Source organism: Bradyrhizobium embrapense, from assembly GCF_001189235.2.
Lineage (GTDB): Bacteria > Pseudomonadota > Alphaproteobacteria > Rhizobiales > Xanthobacteraceae > Bradyrhizobium > Bradyrhizobium embrapense.
In genome coordinates, this window is the sequence record NZ_LFIP02000001.1 from 45,765 (window position 1) to 65,783 (window position 20,019).

General features: G+C 63.2%; 27 protein-coding genes and 3 tRNA genes. 4 read left to right on the top strand and 26 right to left on the bottom strand.

Annotated features, from left to right (window positions below; all coding sequences use genetic code 11):
• Positions 1 to 5: 5 nt before the first annotated feature.
• The 4 genes from AKN83_RS00335 to AKN83_RS00350 form a co-directional block, all read right to left on the bottom strand.
• Positions 6 to 80, bottom strand: a tRNA-Thr gene (locus tag AKN83_RS00335).
• 4 nt (positions 81 to 84) lie between these two features.
• A tRNA-Thr gene (locus tag AKN83_RS00340) sits at positions 85 to 161 on the bottom strand.
• A 100-nt stretch (positions 162 to 261) separates the two neighbouring features.
• Positions 262 to 336: transfer RNA gene (locus AKN83_RS00345), tRNA-Thr, on the bottom strand.
• A gap of 159 nt (positions 337 to 495) precedes the next feature.
• Positions 496 to 690: a hypothetical protein gene (locus tag AKN83_RS00350; protein WP_050400341.1), complete on the bottom strand. Its 195-nt coding sequence runs from the start codon at positions 688 to 690 to the stop codon at positions 496 to 498.
• Positions 691 to 1,150: 460 nt separating this feature from the next.
• Between AKN83_RS00350 and AKN83_RS00355 the strand changes: the two genes are divergently transcribed.
• The 3 genes from AKN83_RS00355 (at position 1,151) to AKN83_RS00365 (ending at position 2,638) form a co-directional block, all read left to right on the top strand.
• Positions 1,151 to 1,585: a hypothetical protein gene (locus AKN83_RS00355; RefSeq protein WP_157113127.1), complete on the top strand. Its 435-nt coding sequence runs from the start codon at positions 1,151 to 1,153 to the stop codon at positions 1,583 to 1,585.
• Positions 1,582 to 1,845 (top strand): hypothetical protein, encoded by a 264-nt coding sequence (locus AKN83_RS00360; protein WP_050400343.1) that lies wholly within the window; start codon positions 1,582 to 1,584, stop codon positions 1,843 to 1,845. Before AKN83_RS00355 ends, AKN83_RS00360 begins: the two co-directional genes overlap by 4 nt.
• Before the next feature lie 190 nt (positions 1,846 to 2,035).
• The gene (locus AKN83_RS00365) at positions 2,036 to 2,638 is read left to right on the top strand and encodes an ATP-dependent DNA ligase (protein WP_050400344.1); all 603 of its coding nucleotides are present in this window, start codon (positions 2,036 to 2,038) and stop codon (positions 2,636 to 2,638) included.
• A 5-nt stretch (positions 2,639 to 2,643) separates the two neighbouring features.
• Here the strand turns inward: AKN83_RS00365 and AKN83_RS41670 are convergent, their stop codons facing one another.
• From AKN83_RS41670 to AKN83_RS41990, 22 genes are all read right to left on the bottom strand, one after another.
• Positions 2,644 to 2,778: a hypothetical protein gene (locus AKN83_RS41670; protein WP_283807341.1), complete on the bottom strand. Its 135-nt coding sequence runs from the start codon at positions 2,776 to 2,778 to the stop codon at positions 2,644 to 2,646.
• 224 nt (positions 2,779 to 3,002) lie between these two features.
• Complete coding sequence (locus tag AKN83_RS39310) at positions 3,003 to 3,176, bottom strand: hypothetical protein (protein ID WP_157113128.1); 174 nt, start codon at positions 3,174 to 3,176, stop codon at positions 3,003 to 3,005.
• Positions 3,177 to 3,185: 9 nt separating this feature from the next.
• Entirely contained in the window at positions 3,186 to 3,575 is a 390-nt protein-coding gene (locus AKN83_RS00370) for a hypothetical protein (protein WP_050400345.1), read from the bottom strand.
• Between the two features lies 1 nt (position 3,576).
• Entirely contained in the window at positions 3,577 to 3,861 is a 285-nt protein-coding gene (locus AKN83_RS00375; protein ID WP_050400346.1) for a hypothetical protein, read from the bottom strand.
• Entirely contained in the window at positions 3,858 to 4,382 is a 525-nt protein-coding gene (locus AKN83_RS00380) for a hypothetical protein (RefSeq protein WP_050400347.1), read from the bottom strand. The genes AKN83_RS00375 and AKN83_RS00380 overlap by 4 nt, the downstream gene beginning before the upstream one ends.
• Entirely contained in the window at positions 4,382 to 4,624 is a 243-nt protein-coding gene (locus AKN83_RS00385; protein ID WP_050400348.1) for a hypothetical protein, read from the bottom strand. The genes AKN83_RS00380 and AKN83_RS00385 overlap by 1 nt, the downstream gene beginning before the upstream one ends.
• A complete protein-coding gene (locus AKN83_RS00390; protein WP_050400349.1) occupies positions 4,621 to 4,887 on the bottom strand; it encodes a hypothetical protein in 267 nt (88 codons plus the stop codon). Before AKN83_RS00390 ends, AKN83_RS00385 begins: the two co-directional genes overlap by 4 nt.
• Positions 4,888 to 4,897: 10 nt before the next feature.
• Positions 4,898 to 5,587, bottom strand: coding sequence for a hypothetical protein (locus AKN83_RS00395; RefSeq protein WP_050400350.1), 690 nt, complete (start codon positions 5,585 to 5,587; stop codon positions 4,898 to 4,900).
• Positions 5,588 to 5,638: 51 nt separating this feature from the next.
• Positions 5,639 to 6,208 carry a sterol desaturase family protein gene (locus tag AKN83_RS00400; protein WP_050400351.1) on the bottom strand — a complete coding sequence of 190 codons (570 nt, stop codon included), beginning with the start codon at positions 6,206 to 6,208 and terminating at the stop codon, positions 5,639 to 5,641.
• Between the two features lie 5 nt (positions 6,209 to 6,213).
• Complete coding sequence (locus tag AKN83_RS00405; protein WP_050400352.1) at positions 6,214 to 6,999, bottom strand: NlpC/P60 family protein; 786 nt, start codon at positions 6,997 to 6,999, stop codon at positions 6,214 to 6,216.
• 50 nt (positions 7,000 to 7,049) lie between these two features.
• Complete coding sequence (locus tag AKN83_RS00410; protein ID WP_050400353.1) at positions 7,050 to 7,463, bottom strand: hypothetical protein; 414 nt, start codon at positions 7,461 to 7,463, stop codon at positions 7,050 to 7,052.
• A gap of 5 nt (positions 7,464 to 7,468) precedes the next feature.
• Entirely contained in the window at positions 7,469 to 9,322 is a 1,854-nt protein-coding gene (locus AKN83_RS00415; protein WP_050400354.1) for a hypothetical protein, read from the bottom strand.
• Positions 9,323 to 9,390: 68 nt separating this feature from the next.
• Entirely contained in the window at positions 9,391 to 9,759 is a 369-nt protein-coding gene (locus AKN83_RS00420; protein WP_050400355.1) for a hypothetical protein, read from the bottom strand.
• Positions 9,756 to 10,316 (bottom strand): hypothetical protein, encoded by a 561-nt coding sequence (locus AKN83_RS00425; RefSeq protein ID WP_050400356.1) that lies wholly within the window; start codon positions 10,314 to 10,316, stop codon positions 9,756 to 9,758. The genes AKN83_RS00420 and AKN83_RS00425 overlap by 4 nt, the downstream gene beginning before the upstream one ends.
• The gene (locus AKN83_RS00430) at positions 10,313 to 10,717 is read right to left on the bottom strand and encodes a hypothetical protein (RefSeq protein WP_050400357.1); all 405 of its coding nucleotides are present in this window, start codon (positions 10,715 to 10,717) and stop codon (positions 10,313 to 10,315) included. Before AKN83_RS00430 ends, AKN83_RS00425 begins: the two co-directional genes overlap by 4 nt.
• Entirely contained in the window at positions 10,714 to 11,154 is a 441-nt protein-coding gene (locus AKN83_RS00435; protein ID WP_050400358.1) for a hypothetical protein, read from the bottom strand. The genes AKN83_RS00430 and AKN83_RS00435 overlap by 4 nt, the downstream gene beginning before the upstream one ends.
• Complete coding sequence (locus tag AKN83_RS00440) at positions 11,155 to 11,592, bottom strand: hypothetical protein (protein WP_050400359.1); 438 nt, start codon at positions 11,590 to 11,592, stop codon at positions 11,155 to 11,157. It lies immediately after the preceding gene.
• A gap of 4 nt (positions 11,593 to 11,596) precedes the next feature.
• Positions 11,597 to 14,992, bottom strand: coding sequence for a host specificity factor TipJ family phage tail protein (locus AKN83_RS00445; protein ID WP_050400360.1), 3,396 nt, complete (start codon positions 14,990 to 14,992; stop codon positions 11,597 to 11,599).
• Between the two features lie 109 nt (positions 14,993 to 15,101).
• Positions 15,102 to 15,512 carry a hypothetical protein gene (locus AKN83_RS00450; RefSeq protein WP_050400361.1) on the bottom strand — a complete coding sequence of 137 codons (411 nt, stop codon included), beginning with the start codon at positions 15,510 to 15,512 and terminating at the stop codon, positions 15,102 to 15,104.
• Positions 15,512 to 16,036 carry a DUF1833 family protein gene (locus tag AKN83_RS00455; protein WP_050400362.1) on the bottom strand — a complete coding sequence of 175 codons (525 nt, stop codon included), beginning with the start codon at positions 16,034 to 16,036 and terminating at the stop codon, positions 15,512 to 15,514. Before AKN83_RS00455 ends, AKN83_RS00450 begins: the two co-directional genes overlap by 1 nt.
• Complete coding sequence (locus AKN83_RS00460; RefSeq protein WP_050400363.1) at positions 16,036 to 16,407, bottom strand: hypothetical protein; 372 nt, start codon at positions 16,405 to 16,407, stop codon at positions 16,036 to 16,038. Before AKN83_RS00460 ends, AKN83_RS00455 begins: the two co-directional genes overlap by 1 nt.
• 3 nt (positions 16,408 to 16,410) lie before the next feature.
• On the bottom strand, positions 16,411 to 19,278 hold the full coding sequence (locus AKN83_RS41990) for a phage tail length tape measure family protein (RefSeq protein WP_172803458.1): 2,868 nt from the start codon (positions 19,276 to 19,278) through the stop codon (positions 16,411 to 16,413).
• A 433-nt stretch (positions 19,279 to 19,711) separates the two neighbouring features.
• On the opposite strand from AKN83_RS41990, the gene AKN83_RS40370 reads away from it, so the two are divergent.
• Complete coding sequence (locus AKN83_RS40370; RefSeq protein ID WP_172803459.1) at positions 19,712 to 19,930, top strand: hypothetical protein; 219 nt, start codon at positions 19,712 to 19,714, stop codon at positions 19,928 to 19,930.
• The last annotated feature ends 89 nt before the right edge of the window (positions 19,931 to 20,019 follow it).

Consider the following 20,019-nt stretch of genomic DNA (forward strand, 5'->3'; position numbering starts at 1 on the left):
CCGTCTGGTGCTTCCAGCAGGCCTCGAACCTGCGTTGCCGCCTTACCAAAGCGGTGTCCTCCCGACTGAACGATGGAAGCGGATTGGTGCCCGCAGCATGGGATCGAACCTGCGACCTCTCGCCTACAATGCGAGCGCTGCTACCGCTGAGCTATACGGGCGGATCTGCTGGCCCCTCACCCGAACTCTGCGCCTGCAAGCGCAATGCGCGGAGCGAGGGAGCAGGACGGGAACAGTTTGCAGGCCGTGACCGTCAATCCTTGGTGCCGGCGGCCAGATTTGAACTGGCGACCTTCGCGTTACGAGTGCGCTGCGCTACCGCTGCGCCACGCCGGCGAGAGAGAAATTCACAAACGGCCAGGACGAGCCTGGCCAAAGAGAAAAACATCGCTGCCTGAAACCACCGTTTGCCGCTCCACTGAAGGAGACCGGTACCGGTCAGCGAGATCGCCTTATGTCCTTGCGGGGGCGATCGTCCCGTATTCCAAATTCACGTCATGCAGCCGTCGGCGCGCCGCGACGATGCGGCTGCGAGCGGTTTAGGTAATCGAGATAGATCCTGCGGGCCTGGGCCTCGGTGACCTTGCGGCGGGCCACGACGGTCCGCACGAAGGCGAGCGCGACCGGCGAGGAGAAAATCCTCTGCTCGGCACGGTTCTCGAGTCCTGTGGTGGTCTTGGTCCGGGACATCGCCCTTCTCCGCCTGGTGTGGCGGAGGACGATTCCTGCCGCCGGTTACGCTCTTGCTGGTGTGGGTAGCCCGGACTGTCCGAGCAGATAATTCGAACCTTGCTTCGTCACGCGCATGCACGCCCAATCGCTCGACCGGGTAAACGGTCGTTCGATGGCGGCGGCGACGATATGTGCAGCTATGCGCAACACGGGCTTCGGTCCTAAGAGCGCGGGCAAATCATTTGCCGGCGGTTTCGATGGGGCAGCGGTATGCGCAGAACTTCGCGAATCCGTCAAGGCCTCCACTCCGCACAATCGTTGAGCGAGGCCTCCGTTCCGTGCCGCCACGGGCAGTATGCCGCTCTAGCTAACTGCCTCAAGATATGGACGATTTGACTCCGGCGGAGCGCGCGGCATTCACTGCGGCATCATGACCGAAAAAATTTCTTCAGATGCCGCCAAATTGACGCGCCGACCGATGGAAGAGCGCACCGGATGGCACGTCTACTACGCCGATGTTTGCATCGGATGGATCGCCGCCCGAGCCGGCGTCCCCCGCGAGTCCGACCAGTGGGCATGGTACTGCGGCTTCTATCCGGGGGCTGCGCAGCACACCGAGCGTGACGGCACCGGGGTCGATTTCGAGCAGGCGCGAGCCCGCTTCGAGGGCGCCTGGGGAAATCTCGCTGAGATCCTGACCGAGGCCAATCTGCAGGAATGGCGCGATCAGCGCGACTGGACCGAGCGGAAATATGCGATGTGGGCGCGTGGCGAAAAGCTGCCTTCTCAACGGCCGTCATCGTTGATGCGCTGTCCCTGCGGGGCGACCTTTGATAGCCAGCAGCCCGACGAGAGCTACTCGCACCGCCAACACATCTATGCCGCGCAGAAGCGGGATGGGATTTCTCGATGAGAATGAAGGGCGATCGCCCCTATTCCGACGCCGAGAAGGCCGCCCGCAGGATCATGGAGCACGCCCGCGCGTTCGAGCCGATCCAGGATGGCCGGATCTACATCGAGAAGATCAACCGACCGATGATCGACGACGACCAGGCCACGCCGGCTGAATATTGGGCCGGGCTCCAATATGCGATCGGCCAAGGCTGGCTCGAGTACCACGAGAGCGGAACGTTTGTGAGGATGAAGCAGGCAGGGAAAGACCTGTTCGCATAAAAAACACCAGCGCCCTACCCCGACGCTGGTGTTGTAGGTCCGCATGCGTTGTAGCTGCCGCTGCGTGAAGCCAGCTTCCAAAAATTACCGCCTGCACGGCAATCGGCCAATGGTCTAACGGAACTATTGGAACAATTTGCACGGACGAGTTCCGACTCGCAAAACCCACCTCGATACCTATCTCCTGGGCATGCCAAAACCCCTGTTTCAGCCCTGCGTGCCGGTCGCCGCCAAGGCCGTCCCCACCGGGCCGGACTGGCTGCACGAGGTCAAATATGACGGCTACCGCGGCCGCGTCGAGCGCGACGGCAACGTGGTGCGGGTAAGATCGAAGTCCGGGCTAGACTGGACGTGGCGCTTCCCGTGGATCGTCGAGAGCGCGCTGCAACTGCAGGCCCAGCGCTTCGCGATCGACGGCGAGATCTGCGTGCTCGATGTCCGCGGCGTCTCCGACTTCGACGCCCTGCACTCCAACCGACACAACGAGGAGGCCCAGCTCTACGCCTTCGACCTGGTCGCACTCGACGGCGACGATCTGCGCGAGCTGCCGCTATTCGAACGAAAGGGTCGGCTTGCAAAGCTGCTGGCGCGCCGGCCGCAGGGCATCTTCGCCGCACCCTTCGAGGCCGGCGAGATCGGCCCGGACCTATTTCGCGCAGCCTGCGACATGGGGCTCGAGGGCCTCGTCTCGAAGCACCGGAACCGGAGCTACCGTCCGAAAACCTGCAGCTGGATCAAGGTCAAGAACCGGAAGCACCCCGCATTCAGCCGGGTGAAGGACGCCCTGTCGTGAAGTTTTCAGCCGGCGGCTGAATGCACGATGAGAGAACCGACGAAAAAGGCGAGCGCGAGCAAGCTTCCGGCGACGAGCAAAATCATCGCGGTCGGAAACAGTGATCTGCGCTGCGGCGTGGAAATCACGATGTCGGTCATTTAACCAGATGTAGTATCCGCCGACACCGGATCATATCCGGACTGATACGGATAGACCCTAGAAACGCAAAAAAAGCCCGGCCATCCCCATCGGGACAGCCGGGCAAGGTGGCGTTTGGGTAGTTGGATGGGCGGCCACGGATTGCTCCGCGACAGCCCTTGGTTACCGTCGCAACTTGGAGGGCAACGACGGGTCCGTCACGGCGCGGGCATGCGCCGGATATCTATTGAGAGATGGGCACGACGATGAAGCAGAGCGCGACGATCAAGAGCCCGATGAATGCGACACCGAGAGCCGTGTTCGTCTGGTTGACCGACTGGGCGCGCTTCGCCATGAAAAACCCGGCAAGCGCAGCGACGACGCCGGCGCCGGCAGCAATCGGCACGACCCAATCCATCGCGGCCGCCTACGGGATGAGAGAAAGCGTCGTAGCGATCGCGGCCGCAACGATGGTGGTGAAGATCCAGACCTCGCGGCCCCAGCGGTCAGGCGCAAACACCCGAATGACGCAGGCGACGCCGAGGATTTGAACAAGCGCTGTAACGAGAAGCACCGGGCTGTGCAGCATGGAGTCAGCGTCCATGCCGCCGTTATCGAGATGGCGCCAATACCAGATCCATATCCGGGAAGCCGCCTCGGGCGCGAACGCGACGAGCAGCGAAATTGCGGCCTGAAGCCGGACGCGCCTCACACCGTTCTCCATGATCTCGCGTACCATGTAGACGCCGAACATAACGCAGGCGAAAATCAACAGAAACGCCAACGTGCCATTGGCGCTCTCGAGGAGTTTCAGCATTTCAAATTCCTTGCCTCTTGCCGAATGACCGCATGTCGTGAACGAGTTGCGCAATCTCGTCGTGCCGTGGCGATGCCTGCGCGGACTCGCTCGACGAACGCGAAAGACTTACTGCTTCACGAAGCCTGCTCTGCGCATTGGTGATCTCGCGATCAGCAGTGTCGAGGCGGCGCATCGTGGCTTCGTGATCGTGCAATGCATTTTCGGCTGAAGCTTTGTCGATCTCCTCGTCATCAAACGCCTTGATGATGCGGAGATGGCGCAAAAATTGTCGGAAGAGGCTCATCGCTGCCTCCGCAAAAGGGCCCCATCAATTTTCGAAGCGATGCTGTCGATCTTCACTTTTGTTTCGGTGGCGGCTGTCGCCGCGGCGGAGCTGCTGTCTCGCGCCAGCGTGACCATACCCGTTAGGACTCGAACGGCATCCGCCTGTGAGGCAAACGTGCCGATCAGGTCTTTCAGCTTTTCGATGTTGTTGCCGTGGTAGAACTCGATCCGCTGGTTCACCATCTCGAACGCCGTGGCCTGCACCTTGATGGCCTCGGCGAGCGCCTCGGTGACACGATTCCGCTCCTCGGTCGACTCCGCGACCTTGGTCAGGGCCGCGTTGTTTGCCTCGACGAGCTTGCTGAAACGCGCGAGCTCTTCCTTCCGCTCGACATGGAGACGGTTGTTCGCTTTGAACAGCACCACGATTGCTCCAGCCAGGACGGAGATGGTTGCCAGCAGCACCGCAATCACGGCGCCGGCCGGCCCCCACCCGGCAAGGGTTTGGGCAACGATTTCAGGCGTGCCGGCGGCTCCCATCACCGCTTGCCCGCCTTCTTCTGTCGCGAGCAAGCCCGGGCGACGTCGCGGTCACCGATCGCTTGGACTGCGACCGCGGCGAGCGCGCTGCTCGGCGCCGCCCGCATCTCGGCGGCTACCTGTTTTTGGAAGTCCTGCGACCAGGTGCGGACCGGCGGGCAGACAACCGCCGGCGCGGTATCGGGCATAGTGCAGGTAAGCTGGACCGCGATGAAGGCCCAGCCGGTGCAGGTGAACGTCATGCCGAGCCCTCCTCGAGGCGCTTGATGGCGTCGTCGACCGACTTCGGGGCATTGGCTTGTGCCTCGAGCTCGGCCTGCTGAGCGTCAATGGTGGCGTTCTGCTGCTGGACGGTCGCCTGCGCCGCGCCGAGATCCTTGGCGTTCTGGTCGGCACGCTGCCGCGCCAAGTAATCGTTTAGCGAGTTCCCGAAGGCGTTGAAGAACGCCTCCAGGAGCGGCTGCAGGACCGTTAGAACAGCGGCGACGGTCGTTCCGCTGAACATGGCGATCGCCTTACGTTTTGGGGACGCTGGTCACGGCGGCGTTGACGTCCGGGACGGCTTCCGGCGCCAGGTTCAGCCGCGCGATGATCTTCTGTGCGATCTGCTCCGGGGTGCCGATGAACTGGGCCAGCCAGTCGGAACCGTGATCCAGCACGTACTGGAGAGCGGCCGCGACGACCTGGTTGTGCACGTCCGCGGTCAGGGCTTTGTCCTTCGTCGCGCCCTGCACCATGTTGATGCCGTAGTTGATGCCCTTCTGGAGCAGCTGGTCGGCACGGACCGACACCAGGATAGCGTAGACCTGCGCCGGCAGCTTCCGCAGCAGCCACGTCACGAAAGCGAAGATCATGGTGCCGATCGCAGTGGCCCACTGAGACACCGTGGCACCGTACGCCCAGGTGACCTTCGTGGTGTCGCTGGTCGCCTGCGCGACCGTCTCCGGTGCCGCGGCGTCGGCTGCGAACGCGACGTCGATCGCGAGCGAGACGCCGACCAGCACGGCCAATCCGAGAGCGAACGGGCGGACGCGACGCGGCAGCGCAACGGCAGCCAGCGCCAGGCCGATCAGGCCGGCGATCAGCATGCCCGTCGGATCAAAGGACGGGCCTGCGGCGACGAAGAACGATTTGCCACCCGCCAGCGCCAGGCTCGGCGCGAGCAGAAGGGGCACGGCAAAAGCCGCGCTGTAGAAGCGGTTCATATTTCACCTTTTCGGTTGTGGAAATGCGCGATTTCCGTCGCGCGGCGTTCTTCAAGATGCCCGGCGATAGGTGCCGAACACGAAGTCCCAGATCGGCGTGGTGACGCCGAAATTACCCTTCCCGCCCCGGTGATGACCGGAGTGGTGATCGTTCATGAAAGCGATGTATCGCGACAGCTTCGCCTTCGGTCCGTGATGGTGGAACCGGACGTGGATGGCGCAGTACGCCAGGTAACCGATCATCACGCCGGCCACAAAGACCGCCGCGCGATCCTCACCCGCAACCGCGCAGGCCAGCAGCCAGACCGCGGCGAACGCCGAGAACGTGCCGAGGCTCGAGATGCCGATCATGTCGCGAGGGAGTCGATGGTGCATGTCATGCATCGGCGCGAAGCGATTGTTGCCGTGGAAGATCGCGCGATGGATCCAGTATTCCGCGAGCGTCCACGCCGCCACGCCGGCGCCCACCCATCCGGCGATCGCCGAGAGGCTGATGCGGCCGAGGACCGCGAAGGCGATCAACGTGCAGATCGCCCATGGCACCAGCAGGAAGTCGAGGAAATACTGAAACGGCGACAGGTCGAAGGCCGGATCGAGCCCGGCGTGACGGTTCTCGTCCATGGCCGTCACGCCTCGTTGGTGGATACGCGGCCGTTGCTGAGGACGACCGGGAGATGGCTGAAGCCGATCTGGCTTGCCGGCGGCGGCGGAACGTCCTTCGGCCACCAGAAACCCTGGTTAAGCCGCGAAGCGGCAAAGGGCTCGATGTTGACGGCATCAGACTGGTTGCCGCCAAGCCCCATCACGTTGCCGTGCTGATCTTTGCCGACAACGACCGTGATGTGACCGCCTCCGGTCCGCTTCATCGGAGCAAAGGCGCCGACCGCCGGCCCGGCCAGTTTCACGGACGGCCACTTACCGGCGAAGTCTAGAGCCCAAAGCGTCTTGGTGCCCTTGAGGCCCACCTTGGTCAGGATGTGATTGGCGAAGAGCGCGCACCACGGGATCGAATCGTGGGTGTATTCGGCCGCGATATCGCCGCCTTCATCCTTGGCCCAATCGATGATGACGGGGTTGTCCTTCGAACCCGCGCCCTCCTTCGTTCCGATCAGCTTGATGCCGGCTTCAAGCCACAGCGGCCGGCTGATTTCCGCTGCCGGCGCCGGTGCCGGTGCCTTTCCGGTCATAGCAGCGTCAAGGGCCGCTCCCGTCAACGGCCCCACCTCACCATCGACGTTCAACCCGGCGCGCTTCTGGAACGTCTCGACTGCTGTATCGGTCGCCGGACCGAACCAGCCGGTCCCCTTCAAATCATATCCGATGGACTTCAGAGCAAGTTGAACCTGCTTCACGGCGTCACCCGTTGCGCCCATGCGCAAGGGCGTCGCCGCCACGAGGGCCGCGATCGTCATCCCGTTCTCCTGTTGGGTATCAAAAAGCCGCCCGAAGGCGGCGCGTTAGATCAAAGCTTCGAGGCGTTGATCCAGAGTTCGTCCATTTGGGCGGACGTCCATTGAAGAGCCGTGCCGAGCTTGAGAGTCGTGGGGTGATTCCGGTTGAACGAGGTGGCCCCGGATATCAGCATCTCCGCGTCGAATTGCTCCTCGGTAGGCAGGAGGTTGAGCACCTGCTGCAGCGCAGCCGGGATATCACCTGTCTTGACCGCGGCGAGCGCCTCGGCGTTCGTGATGACGCCCTGAATGGCGAGGCGCTGGAAAAACTGGCGATCCGAGATCGTCTCCGGCACCATCGTCGGATTGAGAAATGCAACGACGGACGGATCATCGTCGTCGATCGGATCGAGGACACGGTCGGGCTGCTCGCACCGAAACCATGAGACGATCTCACCAGCGTTGTTTCGCTCCACAAATCCCATATCGATCAGCCCTCCAATGGATCAAACCAGCCGCGCGTAAAGCAGCGATATGACGTCCCGGCTGCGGACGATCGCGCGCAGATTTGCGCGGACGTGTCCGTCCAGACCCTCAAATCGGACGCATTGCCAGAGGTCGCAGTCGAGGCTTCCAGACCGTTGGCACCAACGCTATAGCTTGGCGGGTTGTCAGTGATGCCGGTCTCGTGCGTCCACCAGGTGGTGTTTTGCGTAGCGTTCCAGGCGATGACATTGAGCAAAGCCTGCACCCTGACGCCAGTTGGACAGCTGGCGAGAGCGAACGTTTGTAACGTCGTTCCGATCGTCGTGGTTACATCCAGCGCCGAGCCCGGCCAGAAAAACTCCCTGCCCCGCTGCAAAATCTGCGAGAAATTTACACCACTGTTGAACCACACGGCACCGATGCGACGGAACAATGTGTATCCGGCCGGCATCGTCGGCGCAGTTGCACTCTTGGACATCAGCACATCGACAACCGACGTCGTCGGATTTTTGATTATGAAGACATGGTAGAAGCCGTTTGCAAGCGCCCCGGTATCAAGGCAACCATTGTTGTTGCCAGCCGCCCATGCCGAACTTGACTTAGTCAGTGCAGCACTGAGAACGATCATATCGGTCCCGCTTCGATCGCAAGCGACACCGGCGCTGACGCTGAACGTCGAAACACCGCCCGGCGACGTGATCTTCAATCCTGAGAGATGGCCGAGCAGCAAGCCGGGGACACCGAGATTGACGAGCGCAACAGGCTTATTCGTCAGATCAGACAGATTGGCGGTCGACGACAAGTCGCCAGCGCCCGGCTGACCGACGCGGCTGAAATTCCAATCGTTGAACGTGCCGGCGCCGGCAAATTTATCCCTGTACATGAGGAGAGCGCCGGTCGATGGATCGTAAGTGCAGACCCCCTCTTGCCAGTTGCCGATGTTGGCATTGGACGATGCGCGAAGGCGAACGCCATTTTGATAAGACAGATCAGGTTGCGTCGTAAACCCGATGGTGCCGGCGCCGATCGTCACCGAAGTCGTGCTTGTTCCTTCTTTGAGGCTTTGAGCAATCAGCTTCCACTTGCCAGCCGCAAGATCGGTCGCGAACACTCCGGAGTTATGCGGAACGATGCACTGATACGTATTGCCATTCGGCCCTGTCACGATCGACGCGGGCGCTGCTGCAACAAACGCTATGCCCGTCGCCCAGGCTACCGGGACGGCCCAGGGCACTGAGCCGGTATCGCCCTTGTCGCCTTTCGCCGCCAGCACCTGCCAGTAAGTTGGGTCCGGCGCTGGATGCCCAGATCCCGGCGTTTGGTTGATCCAGACATAGGACGTACCCGCTGTCGTCTGGACGTCGCCGACCGAATAGGCCGCGGCATTGTCGTATGCGCCGCGGAAGCTGAAACCCTTGTAGACCCCCAGATAGGACCAGGCGCCACCGGTATGAACCCACATCTTTCCGGTGGTAGGCTGCAGCGCGTACTGCCCGTCCGTACCGAGCGAGGGATCGGGCGCCGCGAGCGACGCGTCGACGAACCAAAAGAAGCCCGACGTGTTCAGCGCCGCCACGAGCGCGGAAACATCCGCCATAGCTTGCGCACCGGCGATGCGCTGGGACGATACCTTCCAGACAACATACGCAACGGCTGCCTGCGCGCCGCCACCCCACGGGGGAATGACGAGATGCGTGGGATCCGTAACGTCAGTGATGATCGTTTGGAAATTCCCGATCTGGAGAATGTCGCCGGGCCGCACGTTGGTGCTGGACCAGATCGTTCCGACTCCGGACACAGTGGTATCGCCGGCCGCAACGGAAACCGTCCCGGTCGAGTAACTGGCAAGCGCCGTCATCTCGAGAACCTCTCGATTGAAGCTTCTTTGTGTTTGCGGGGGGCAGAGCCGCTATGGCTCCGCGCAGGCTACGGCAGCAGGGCCAGCCGCTGATCCTCGTAGTGCGCCGGAACGCCATTGTCGGCGAGGATCCTGTTCAGCTCTTCCAGGGTCTGCGCATTGCGCACGGCGACGATCAGGCCCCTGCGCCTGTTTTCCTTGGCCATGAGATCGTCAGGCTTGGCGAGGATGATGGCCGCGAGCTGCTGCGCGGTTTTGCCCTCGATCCTGGCAGCCTCTTCAAATTCTGCGGTCGGCGCCGCACCGTTCTGCACAGACAGCGCCAGCATGTGCTTGCGGGAGTGCGCCACGTCATGCCCGTCAACCATCAGGAACGTGTTGATCCGGCGCTCCGCTCGCTTCTTTTCCTGGACGAGCGGCGAGATGCTAATTTTCATCGCGCGATCACCTCGAAGGCGCCGACCTTGTACGGCTGCGCGGCAACAATGGTTACCCGGAACGTGCCGGCCTGGTCGATCGCGAACTCGATCGCACCATCCGTGACGTCCTCCTGGTGGACCAGCCTGTTCTCAAACCAGACATAGACCGTGAAATTTTCCGGCCGGACCGTCAGATGCAGCACATCGATGCCGTCCGCCTTGATCGGCCGGATTTCGCCGCTGATGACAACCTCCGGCTTGGGCCGAATTTCCGGCGGATCGGTCGACAGGTCGACATAGGCCTCTTTGATGTCGACCGGTCCATCGTAGAGGATGTGGTCAATGCCGGCCTCCGCGAACGACTTGGAGATCTCGTCCATCGGCCTTGCAGCCTCGAGAATGACCTGAGTAATGACGCCGTTCGCGTCGTGCCTGATGAGCGTCTTTGTCCTGTTCAGCGCCTTCGGCTCCTCGACAGTGATCGGCTGCGAGCCGACCGTCAGACCCTCACCGTCGGCCCCGGCCGGGACGAAGCCGGGAACAGCCCACGCACTATCGAGCGTTACGCCCGTCATCCTGCGATCCTCCTGAACAGCGAAAAATAGAGCCGCCCGACTTGGTTGCCGAACTTGAACCGGAACTGGATCGCCGACGACGTCACCGCGGCGTAGATCCAAAAGTCAGTGCCTCCGCCGCGGTAGGCTTCGCACTGTAGATATTGCGCGCCGGGATTGAGGATGATGCTGGGGTCGCAGTAACCCAGCATGAACGGAACCTCCGGCAACGTCTCGCCGAAATTCAGCTGCGCCACGCTGTCGTTGCCGCTGTCGAGGGTGCCGCTCAAATAGAACTGATGGCCCGACCAGCGGGAGTCGAACACGGTCTGGTCGAGGTTTGCGAGGGACGCTTCGATGCCCGGCTTGCTGACCACGAGCTTGGCGTCTGCCCCTCCCTGCATCAGGACGCGCTGGGTCACCCGAGGCTCCGGTTGAAGACCATGTAGTCGACGTAAATGCCGTACGACTCGGAGATCAGATTGTTGAAGTTCATCGTGTTGTTGTGGATCTGGAAACCGTTCTGGATCTCGTAATAGACCGTGCCGCCGATCGTGATGTCCCTCGGGACCGCCATGTCGAGGCGATACGGGTAGGAGACGACGCCATTGTCGATATACGTCCGAAAGGAGACGTATGGATTTTGCGGCAGGGACGCCGGGTACGGGATAGACACGTTCCCACTGAGAGGCGGCAGGTAGATGCTGCCCGACATGATGACCTGCTCGTTCTTGACGTCCGATTTGAGCAGGAACTGAGCTGCCGCCGTGGCCGCGACGACGTCGACGCCAGGCACGGAGAGCCAGACGCCGTACTGCCCGAGGTTGGGATGCAGCCCCATCAGGAAGCGCTGGGCCACTTACCAGACCTTCCACGCGAGGTAGAACAGGTTGTATGCGATCCCATGCAACCGGGAGTACCTCGCGAACACCAGGCCCGAGTCATCCGGCGTGAACCCGTCTCGCGCACATAGCACGGCGAAGGGAGAGCGCTGGATGGCGGTCGAGCTGTTGGCATCCCTCATCACGAGCGTCTGGCCGTATCCCGCGACACCCGAGCTGAGACTGTAAGGGACGATGTCGACGGCCGGCGGCGTTGGGTACGTGCCCGAATAGAATACCTTGGCGCCGCTCAGAAACGTGTAGGCCGGAATGAGGCCGACCTCGAGCGGCCTGCCCTGGTTCAACCGGCTGTCGAGCGACAGGTACTTGTAATCGACGGCCGGCGGAAACTGCGCGTCGTACCCCGGCTTGGATACCGTGACCCTGGTTGGATCGATATAGATCCGGACGGCCACACGGTCACTCCGAGATGACGAGGGTGCCGGCCGTCAGGTTGAAGACCGTCTTGCCATCTGAGCTCTGGATGATGCCGGCAGTTACGGTCCCGATGTTGGCCGAGATCGCGCTCAACACGCCGACGTTCATCATGCGTGCCGTGAGGACGCCATCAAGGAACAAGTTCGCCGTGATGCCAATCGAAGGAACTCCGCTGATCGTGCCCACGGTGAAGACCGCTTTCGGCGCGCCGCCATTGTAGCCTGGCAGTTGGATCTGGAACTTGTCGGCGACGACGGTGAAGGCTGAGACCCCCGAACCGCCGTTGACCAACTGTATTCCGGAGATGTAGCCGTTCACGTTGAGCGTGAGGGACCATGCCGCGGCGGCGTATCCGCCCAGCTGCGCGATCGCGGTCGATTGTTCCGTGATCGACGCGTTGACGTCGCCGAACTCAGCCGTAACGGACGTGCTGAGATCCGCGACGGCTTGCTGGGCGTCGACGGCGACGGTCTGCACCGTGGCGATTTGAGCAAATGCAGCGCCCACACGGGCCGAAATTTCGGACTTGATCGACTTTTTGTCGAGCCAGTTGCGCGCGTCCTGGTTCGCAACGGCCGCCGTGGTCGCCTGCAGGACGGCGTTGATCTCGTCGTTGTTCTGATCCGTGACGTCGGCGACCTGTTTTTTCAGCGCCGCGTTGAACGACTCGAGCGTGACCATGCCGGGCGCCAGCTTGACCGTGGGAGCATCGAGATCGACGGTCGAATAGGCGCCGCGCATTGTCGCATTGACGGCCTGCACTCGCAGCGTCGCGCCCGCCAGGCTGACGATGATGTCGAACTGGTTCTCAGCGCCCTCGTAGACCTGCGTCCAGCTCTTGCCGCCGTCATATGTGATGCCGGCAACGTAGTAGACTGCACCTTCCGTCGGGAACCAACTGGCGAACAGCCTCGGCTCGGCGGTACCTTGGCTGATGTAGGCATTCAGACCGTAGACCAGCGGAACCTTGGCATTTGACGGATATTGCGGGCTCGGCAGGATCGGCGGGGTGCCGAGATCGGTCGCATGGACCCGCTCGTCGTCAACGACGAGGCTGAGCGAGCAGGTATCGCCATTCGGCGTGCCGTTCAGGACGAGGCAGAGCTTCGAGGCACTCTCGCCGGTGCCCAGTTCGAAGGACGCCGGCTCGCCACCATCCTCACGCGCCAAAACCGCGGCCAATGTGGTCGACTGCGCCGCCTGGGCCGCCGCCAGGCTGGTTGGGTCGAGATTCGCGATCGACGCATTGGCGCCCTTGCCGCAGGCGATGGGGCCGAAGAACTTGCCGTTCGGCATGCGCAGCCGGATGTAGAACGGTCCGCTATCCCATGTCGGCGCCGGGTCAAGCGTTAGGGCATTGCCGGCGACGCCGACCACCGCGCCACCGTATCCGTAGTCCTGCGGCAGTTCGGACTGCAGCCGGATAACGGAGCCGAGGGTAATCGCCCTGCCCTCGTACTCGACGCCGATCGTGACGTTCTCTCGACGGTAGAAGGACTGCAGATAGGTGAAGGCACACTCGCGGAAGGCCTGCAACCGGTTGACGATGCCGTCAATTCGGATGGTCGTGGCGTTGAGCGAGGTGAAAGTGTCGCTGTTCGGCGGGTACTGGACCTGCGCGGCCTGCCAGGTGTTCTCGTCGACATACTCGAGAATGACCGCATCCGGGTCTTCCTCGCCGAGCATCGTGAGGTCGATCGCGGTCGAGTCCCGCACGATCTCCCGATCGGTCAGCAACATCGTCGGGACGTCACGCCATTCGTCGCGAACGATGGAGACGGTATCCCCGAGCCAAAAGTGCTTTGCTCTAGCGACAGCGAGGATCTTGTCGAAGGCATCGGGTACCGCGACGGCGGCGTCGAAGCGGAAATCGAACGTGTCGCCGCGGCTGGTGCACCCCGCTGCAAAGTTCACGACGGCGTTGAAATCGACCTTCGAGATGCCGAGGCCGGATCCGTATTGGGTGTTGCTGACGCTGTCAAAGAAGGCCCAGCCGGGATTGCGCGTCGCTTGCTGTACGAAAGCTGCCCCATTCCAAACCGGGAGAACCCGGGTGGCCAGCACGCCGAACTTATAGGAGCCCTGCGTGGACTGCGACGCCTTGATCCGGATCGCGATCGTTGAGACGTCCGGGAACGAGTTGTTGCCCTTCAGGAACGAGCGGAGACCGGCCCAGATGACGGAATTGGAGCCGCCGGTGCCGGCGAGCTCGGCATCCTCGCGCCTGAAGCGGACCAGGTATCGACCCGGGAAGACGTCGACCTTCACGCTGTTGCGGACTGGCGCCTGCGACGCGTACTGAAACGACGTCGAGAACAGCGTCACGAACGGCCCGGTCTGGGTGCCTGCATCATCGCAGGTGGCGTATTCAGCCGTCAGCCCGACGTTTGAATAGCCGATCGAATTGTCCTTGCCGCTGACGGTGAAGCAGCCGGCCGGGAACGCGAAGTCGACCGCGATGGACTGCGAGAGTGTGCCGGCGGGATTGGCGACGAACGGGCCGACCCATGCGCCAGGCGTCCTGGCCGACGGCGGCAACGGCGCGCCCATGGCATCGTACTGACCGCCGGACGAGCCCGCCCCCGACGGCAGCTGTTGGCCGGTGACCTCGGCCGACTGGTCGACGTTGGTCGGGAACAACGTGACGGTCGCACCCGGCGCATAGAACGCGACCTGCGCGCCGGCGAACGCCGCCGAGACCCCATTGACCGGATCCCAGAAGATCGTGTCGTCGACGTAGATCTTCTCGTAGGACATGCTGCCCATCGAGACCGAGAGCAGCAGGTTGAGATATTGGTCGTTGCCAACGAACTCGGCCCAGGGCGTCGCGGCGAAGTCCGGGAAGGCCTTCATGCGGCCATACCAAACCGGCAGCGGCTGCCCCAGCTTGGCAACGTTGCCCTGTGCCGTTACCGAATAGATCTGGTCCGGCGTAGCGTTCGGCGAGTTGGTCGCGCCGGCCTTCGGAAGGATCAGGGCGTTGACGAGGAGCGTGCCGCCGATAGCGAGGCCCGCACCGAGCGCCGTCGCGCCGAAGCTGCCGGCGGCGAGACCGAACAGGCCGACGGGCGCCCAAAGCGCGAATGCCGACACCGCCACGAGGGCGACGATACCGATGATCTGCTTGACCGAATTGCCGCCCTGCCCGCCACCGCGGGGGAAGCTCATGAAGCGGACGCGATCGTCAGGACCGATCCGGCGCCGGCGCCATTCCTTCCGCAGCACCGCCTCGCCGTTGATCTCGAGGATCGTCGGCAGTCCCTTCGCGAACTGCCAGCCATAGGCGCGATCGCGCCATGCCCAATTGGTCCGGCGCAGGAAGGACGTCACGGTTTCGCGCGGCCGCGGCTGAGCGCGCGCGACCTCGAGGCCCGGCATCACGAGATGCAGAGCGGGATGGCGGGGCGCGCGCTCACGCCGACGGCGGTCACGCGGCCGCGGCGCCGGAGAGCGAGGCGCCGGAGCGGGTTTCAACGATCCATGCATGTCAGTTCGGCTCGAAAAACGTCAGCTTCTTCCAGCCCATTTGACGCAGGGCCAGAACGGTTTCGCAGGCAACCCCCTGCTTCTCGTCGCAGTGGATGACCCGCTGCTCGGACTTCAACCAGACGCCGATATGCGCCGGCACCCGCAGGTGGGCCATCAGGACGAGCGCGCCATCCGCGGCGACGACAAGGCCGCCGGGCCCCTCTGGCACTTCTCGCCACAAGCCTCGCTCGGGATGCCCCTCGAAGGACTCCAGCACCCAGCGCTTCGAGAAGTCGTTGGGTACCGGGATGCGGGGGAGATCGCGCCCGAACAGTTCCTTCTCGACGTGGCAGGCGAAGTCCCAGCAGTTTCGCGCCTGCCATGCCCACGGTTCGCCGATAAGCGGCGCCAGAAATTCGGAACGGTTCATTAAGGCAGCAAGCTCGGGAATTGGACGTAGTCGTAGTTCTTCGTGAGGCGCGGAAACCGCTTGTTCTGCAGGTTCTTCACCATCACGGTGCCGGTGATCGAGGTACCGACCACCTTGACGTTGCGGAGCTCGAACTCGACCGCGCCATAGGACGGCTGCGTCAAGTCCGAGGCGAGATATTCCCGGTACAGAACCGAGATGTACTCGCGGTACCCCAAGGCGGCCCGGATCTTGGGCAGCAACTCGCGATTGACGTTGTCGATCTTGATGTCGGTCTGCGGCGGCTGCCCCTGCCGCTGCTCCGGATACTTCGACTCGAACGGGCACGCGATGAACGTCACCGTTTCGCCGGGATTGCGCGGGGCCGACAACTCGATCCCGAAGGTCATGTCGTCACCGACGTTGGCGACGACGCGCGCCGCGACATCGAACGACGACTGCCAGATTTCGAGCGTGTGATAGACCCGCGCGCTAGGCGGGCAAGACGCGTAGGCCTCGAGGAGCGCTTCGTTGTGTGTCGCCATCAGAGATTAAACACCATCAGGGTCATCGTCGCCGCGACGTGGCTCGTTCCCACCGGCACGTAGGTTGGCTTGCCGCCCTTCGCGAACTTGCAGGTCTTGCTGGTGTAGGAAGACCCGAGCCAGACGTTGGCGGTGAACCTGCCGGACCCGTTACCGAGCGTGTCCCTCACCCAAGCGACAAACGTGTCGTACTCTGCCAGCGTGAGATTGATCGTCTGCACCACGGTCCCGACGTTGTCGCCGGGCCGCGGGCGTTCTCGCGTATTCCCGCCTTCCATGTCGGTCGCGATCGGGTCCAGGAACCGCTTCTGGATTTGGAATCCACTTTTTTGCGGCCGGCTGTTGACCCCGGGCCAAGACGGAAGGGCCATCGCTTAGCTCCCGAAACCGCGTTGACGTGACGTCATGGCCTGAGAGATCGGGCCATTGCGGGAAGCGTCGTCGACCATGAGACCGGTGACGGCGTTTTTGAACATGATATCGACCTGCGTGCCGTTATTTGTCCGGCTGACGCTGGTCTGCGGATCGGATCCAGACGGCGCGTTGTAGATGTTCACCGTTACAGCACCGCCGCCGGCACTGTTGTCGTTTGCAGCACCCAAGCCGCCGGCGGAGACGCCGAGGCGCCCGTCGCGGCCGCGGCGCAGCGGCATGACGGCCTCCTCGCCGGCCTCGCCCATGAGACCGGTGCCACCATTCGCCATAGGGAACAGAGTCGGCCGTGTCACGACGCCACCGAGCCGGAACGGGATGATGTTGCCGCCGGCGAAGACGTTGCCGCGGGCGCTCGGCGCTACGGGGCCAAACAGGTTGCTGCCGGCGGTGCCAGGCGAGCCGAAGGTGACGCCGGCGGACCCGAGGAGCGACCCGAAATCAGCGCCGCCACCCAGACCACCGAACGAGCTCTGCAGGCTCCGCATCAACGGCCCGACGACGAGCAGCTTGATGATCATTTCCTCGATCGCTCGGATCACCAGCTTCGAGGTGTCGGAGAACGCCTGGCCGAAGCTCTTGGACCCGTCGATCGCATCGGTGATTCCGGTCACGAGGTCGCTCGAGATCGTCGAAGAACTCTGGCTGATTGCCGCGTTTGTGCGGAGCGCTTGGGCCTCGACCGAGGCTAGCGCGGTCGCGACGTCCGGATAAACGGACTTCAACTGCTGCGCGATTTGAACGTCGTCGGGCGACAGCAGCGCGGTCTGGCGACCGAACCTAATGTCGTTCTGGATCTGCTTGAGCGCATTGGCCTGTGCCGCTGCACCGAGCGCCTTGGCCTGCGCTTCGATCGCGGCCTTGTCTTGGTCGGTCAGTTCTTTGTGGTTGCGGACGGCGTCGGTGAGAGCCGTCATCCGGGCCACGTACTCGGCCGCAGCACCCGCGGACATGCCGATCGTCGCGGTCTGGATCTTGGTCGCATCGGCCTGGGCCTTGATCTGCAGCGAGCCGTCGGCCTGCGCGCGGGCAAGGTCCAACTGATCCTTGATCTGCTTTGCCGTCAGGCCGGCGCCGGCTTCCTGTGCCCGCTGGAGCTCGAGCGTCTTCTGCCTGACGCTGTCAAGCACGCCGGCCGACTGACCGAGCGCGGACATGCGCGCCGATTGGACGCTGGAGGCAATATCCAACTGCAGGGCCGCCGTCGCCCGGCCGGTGTCCGTCGGTGATGCACCAATCTGGGCCGACTTGGCGCGGATCTGCTCAAGTCCGGCAGCCAGCCGTTCCGCCGGGCTTGCCGCGGCGCCGAGGAACTCGACGAGGGCGTTCTTCGGCAGGGCCGCCAGCGCAGCACTGGTCGCCGTGATCGAGCGCTGCAGTTGGTCCATCGACTGACCAACCTTGGCCAGCTTCTGGTCGACGTCCGGCGCCGCGGCGAGGTCTTGAAGCAGCTTCAGTTGGTTCTGGAGATCCTGCGTCTGGCCGATGATCGGCAGCGCGGTCCGAATGGCCTGCTGCTGGGCCAGCGACTGCTGCGCATTGCGCGCTTCCTCGACAGCGGTCTTCTGGCGCTGGAGCGCGGCGGTAACCTTGTCGATCTGCGCTTGGGCGGCAGCGACGGCAGCGGGGTCAGCGATGGCCCCCAGCATCCCGGTCTCCGGATTGACCGTCCGCCCGCCTGTCTTCTGCAGAAATTCGAGATTGCGCTGGGCCGCCTGCAACTGGGCGTCGAGCGTCTGCGCCGGATTCAAGACGTTGTAGATGCTCTTGCCAATCGAGTCCCAAGCGTTCGAAACGGTGTTGCCAAGCGCCGTCCATGCAGTCCGCGTCGTCGAGACGGTATTAGCGACGTCCAGCAGGCTTGATTTCACGCCCGCCGCGAGCACCACCTGCGCGGCGTAGGTCTTGTTCTGAGCGACAAGGTTCGTGATGTTTTGCTTCGTCGCGGCATCCAGGAAGCCGAGGCGCTGATTGAGATCTTCCGCGCCCTTCACCGGGTCGGCGAAGGCCTGCGCCAGCATCTTTGCCGCTTCCGTAGCGTCGACGCCGAAGATAGTCGAGATGTCCTTGCCCATCTGTACGATCGGCAGGATGTTGTCGTTGGCGATTTTGCCGGTCTCGGCCAGCGTCGCCGCAAATGATCGCGCCTCGGCGACCGAAAGCCCCGACCGGGATGAACCGGCGTCCGCGATCGAGTTGATGCTGCCAGGAGTGGCGCCGCTCGCGCGGCCGGATCCAAGGACCGACCGGTTCACCTCCTGCTGCTTGTTCTGAAATGAGATCAGGGCTGCCACGCCAAGCCCGATTGCGCCGGCGATGCCGCCCCACACCAGACGGCCAACGCTGAGCAGGCTCAGAAACTTCGACCCAATCACGCTCGCGAAATCCAAAATGCTGGCCTTCGACGACTGGAAGATCTGGAAGACCTGCCCGCCCTGCTGCGCCAGGATCATGAAAGGCGACTGACCGAGCGCGAGGCCGGTGACGACGTCGTTCAGCTGATAGGACAGGTTGACGAGTTCGCCGGACGCGACACGGCCTGTGGTGCTGGCGTTCTTCAGCTGCTGTTGCACGTCGGTCAGCCGCTTCGCCAGCATGACCTGGGCCTGCTCATACTCGCCGGTCGAGATGTAACCGTCGGCGAGCAGCTTCTTGTATGTGACCATCTCGGCGCCGAGCCGCTGGAATTCCGTCTCGAGCGGCGCGATCTTCGAGCGCAGTTGCTCAGCCGCCGCGGTCATCTTCTGCTCGGCCGCGATTGCCTCGTCGAATTCCGCAGCCATGGCGGCGCCGGCGGCGTCGATCTCCATGAAAGCAGCGGCTGACGCCCTCGCCGATTTGGTGACCTGGTCGTAGCCGAACGCCTGCGCGATCGATTGCTGGGTGCTGGCAGCGAGATGCGCGGCTCGTGCCTGCTCGATCTGGTCGAGGCGCGCGACCTCTGCGGCAAGGGCTTCATAGGTCGCGCCCTGCGAGGTCGCCGAAGCGCCGCCACCACCCAGAGCCTCAGTTAGGCTGCGCTGGAAATTCGCACCGGCCTGCTCGGCACGCATCCGGGCGATGTCGTCCAACTGTCGCAGATTGGCATCGAAGACGCTGGCGGAGTCCTTCGCAGACTTCGCTGCACCGGCGATCATCAGCCGGTCGAGATCCGCGCCGAATGCCGCACCGGTTTCCTGCGCCTTGGCCCGAGCGACCCCCTCGAGCCCGCCGTACTGCGCCAGGAAGGCGTCCGCACTATCCTTGGCCGACTTCGAATCGCCGCCGATGCCGAACGTGGCATTGATATCGGCTTGTGACTTCTGCGCCGTCGCCAATTGCTCGATCGCTGTCGCGGCACGGGTCGCGACCTCGGCATGGATCGAATATTCGTCGTTCAGCTGCCTGACGGCCGAGGTGATGGAGACCAAACCCTTCTCGGCTAGCGACGTGGCATCGGCGGTGAGCCCAAACTTCCGATAGGCCGCATCCAGGAGCAGGTTGGCCCGGTCGAGACCCATGCCACGGTCAACGGCGTTGCCAATCCGGCGGATAATCGCCTCGAACTGCGC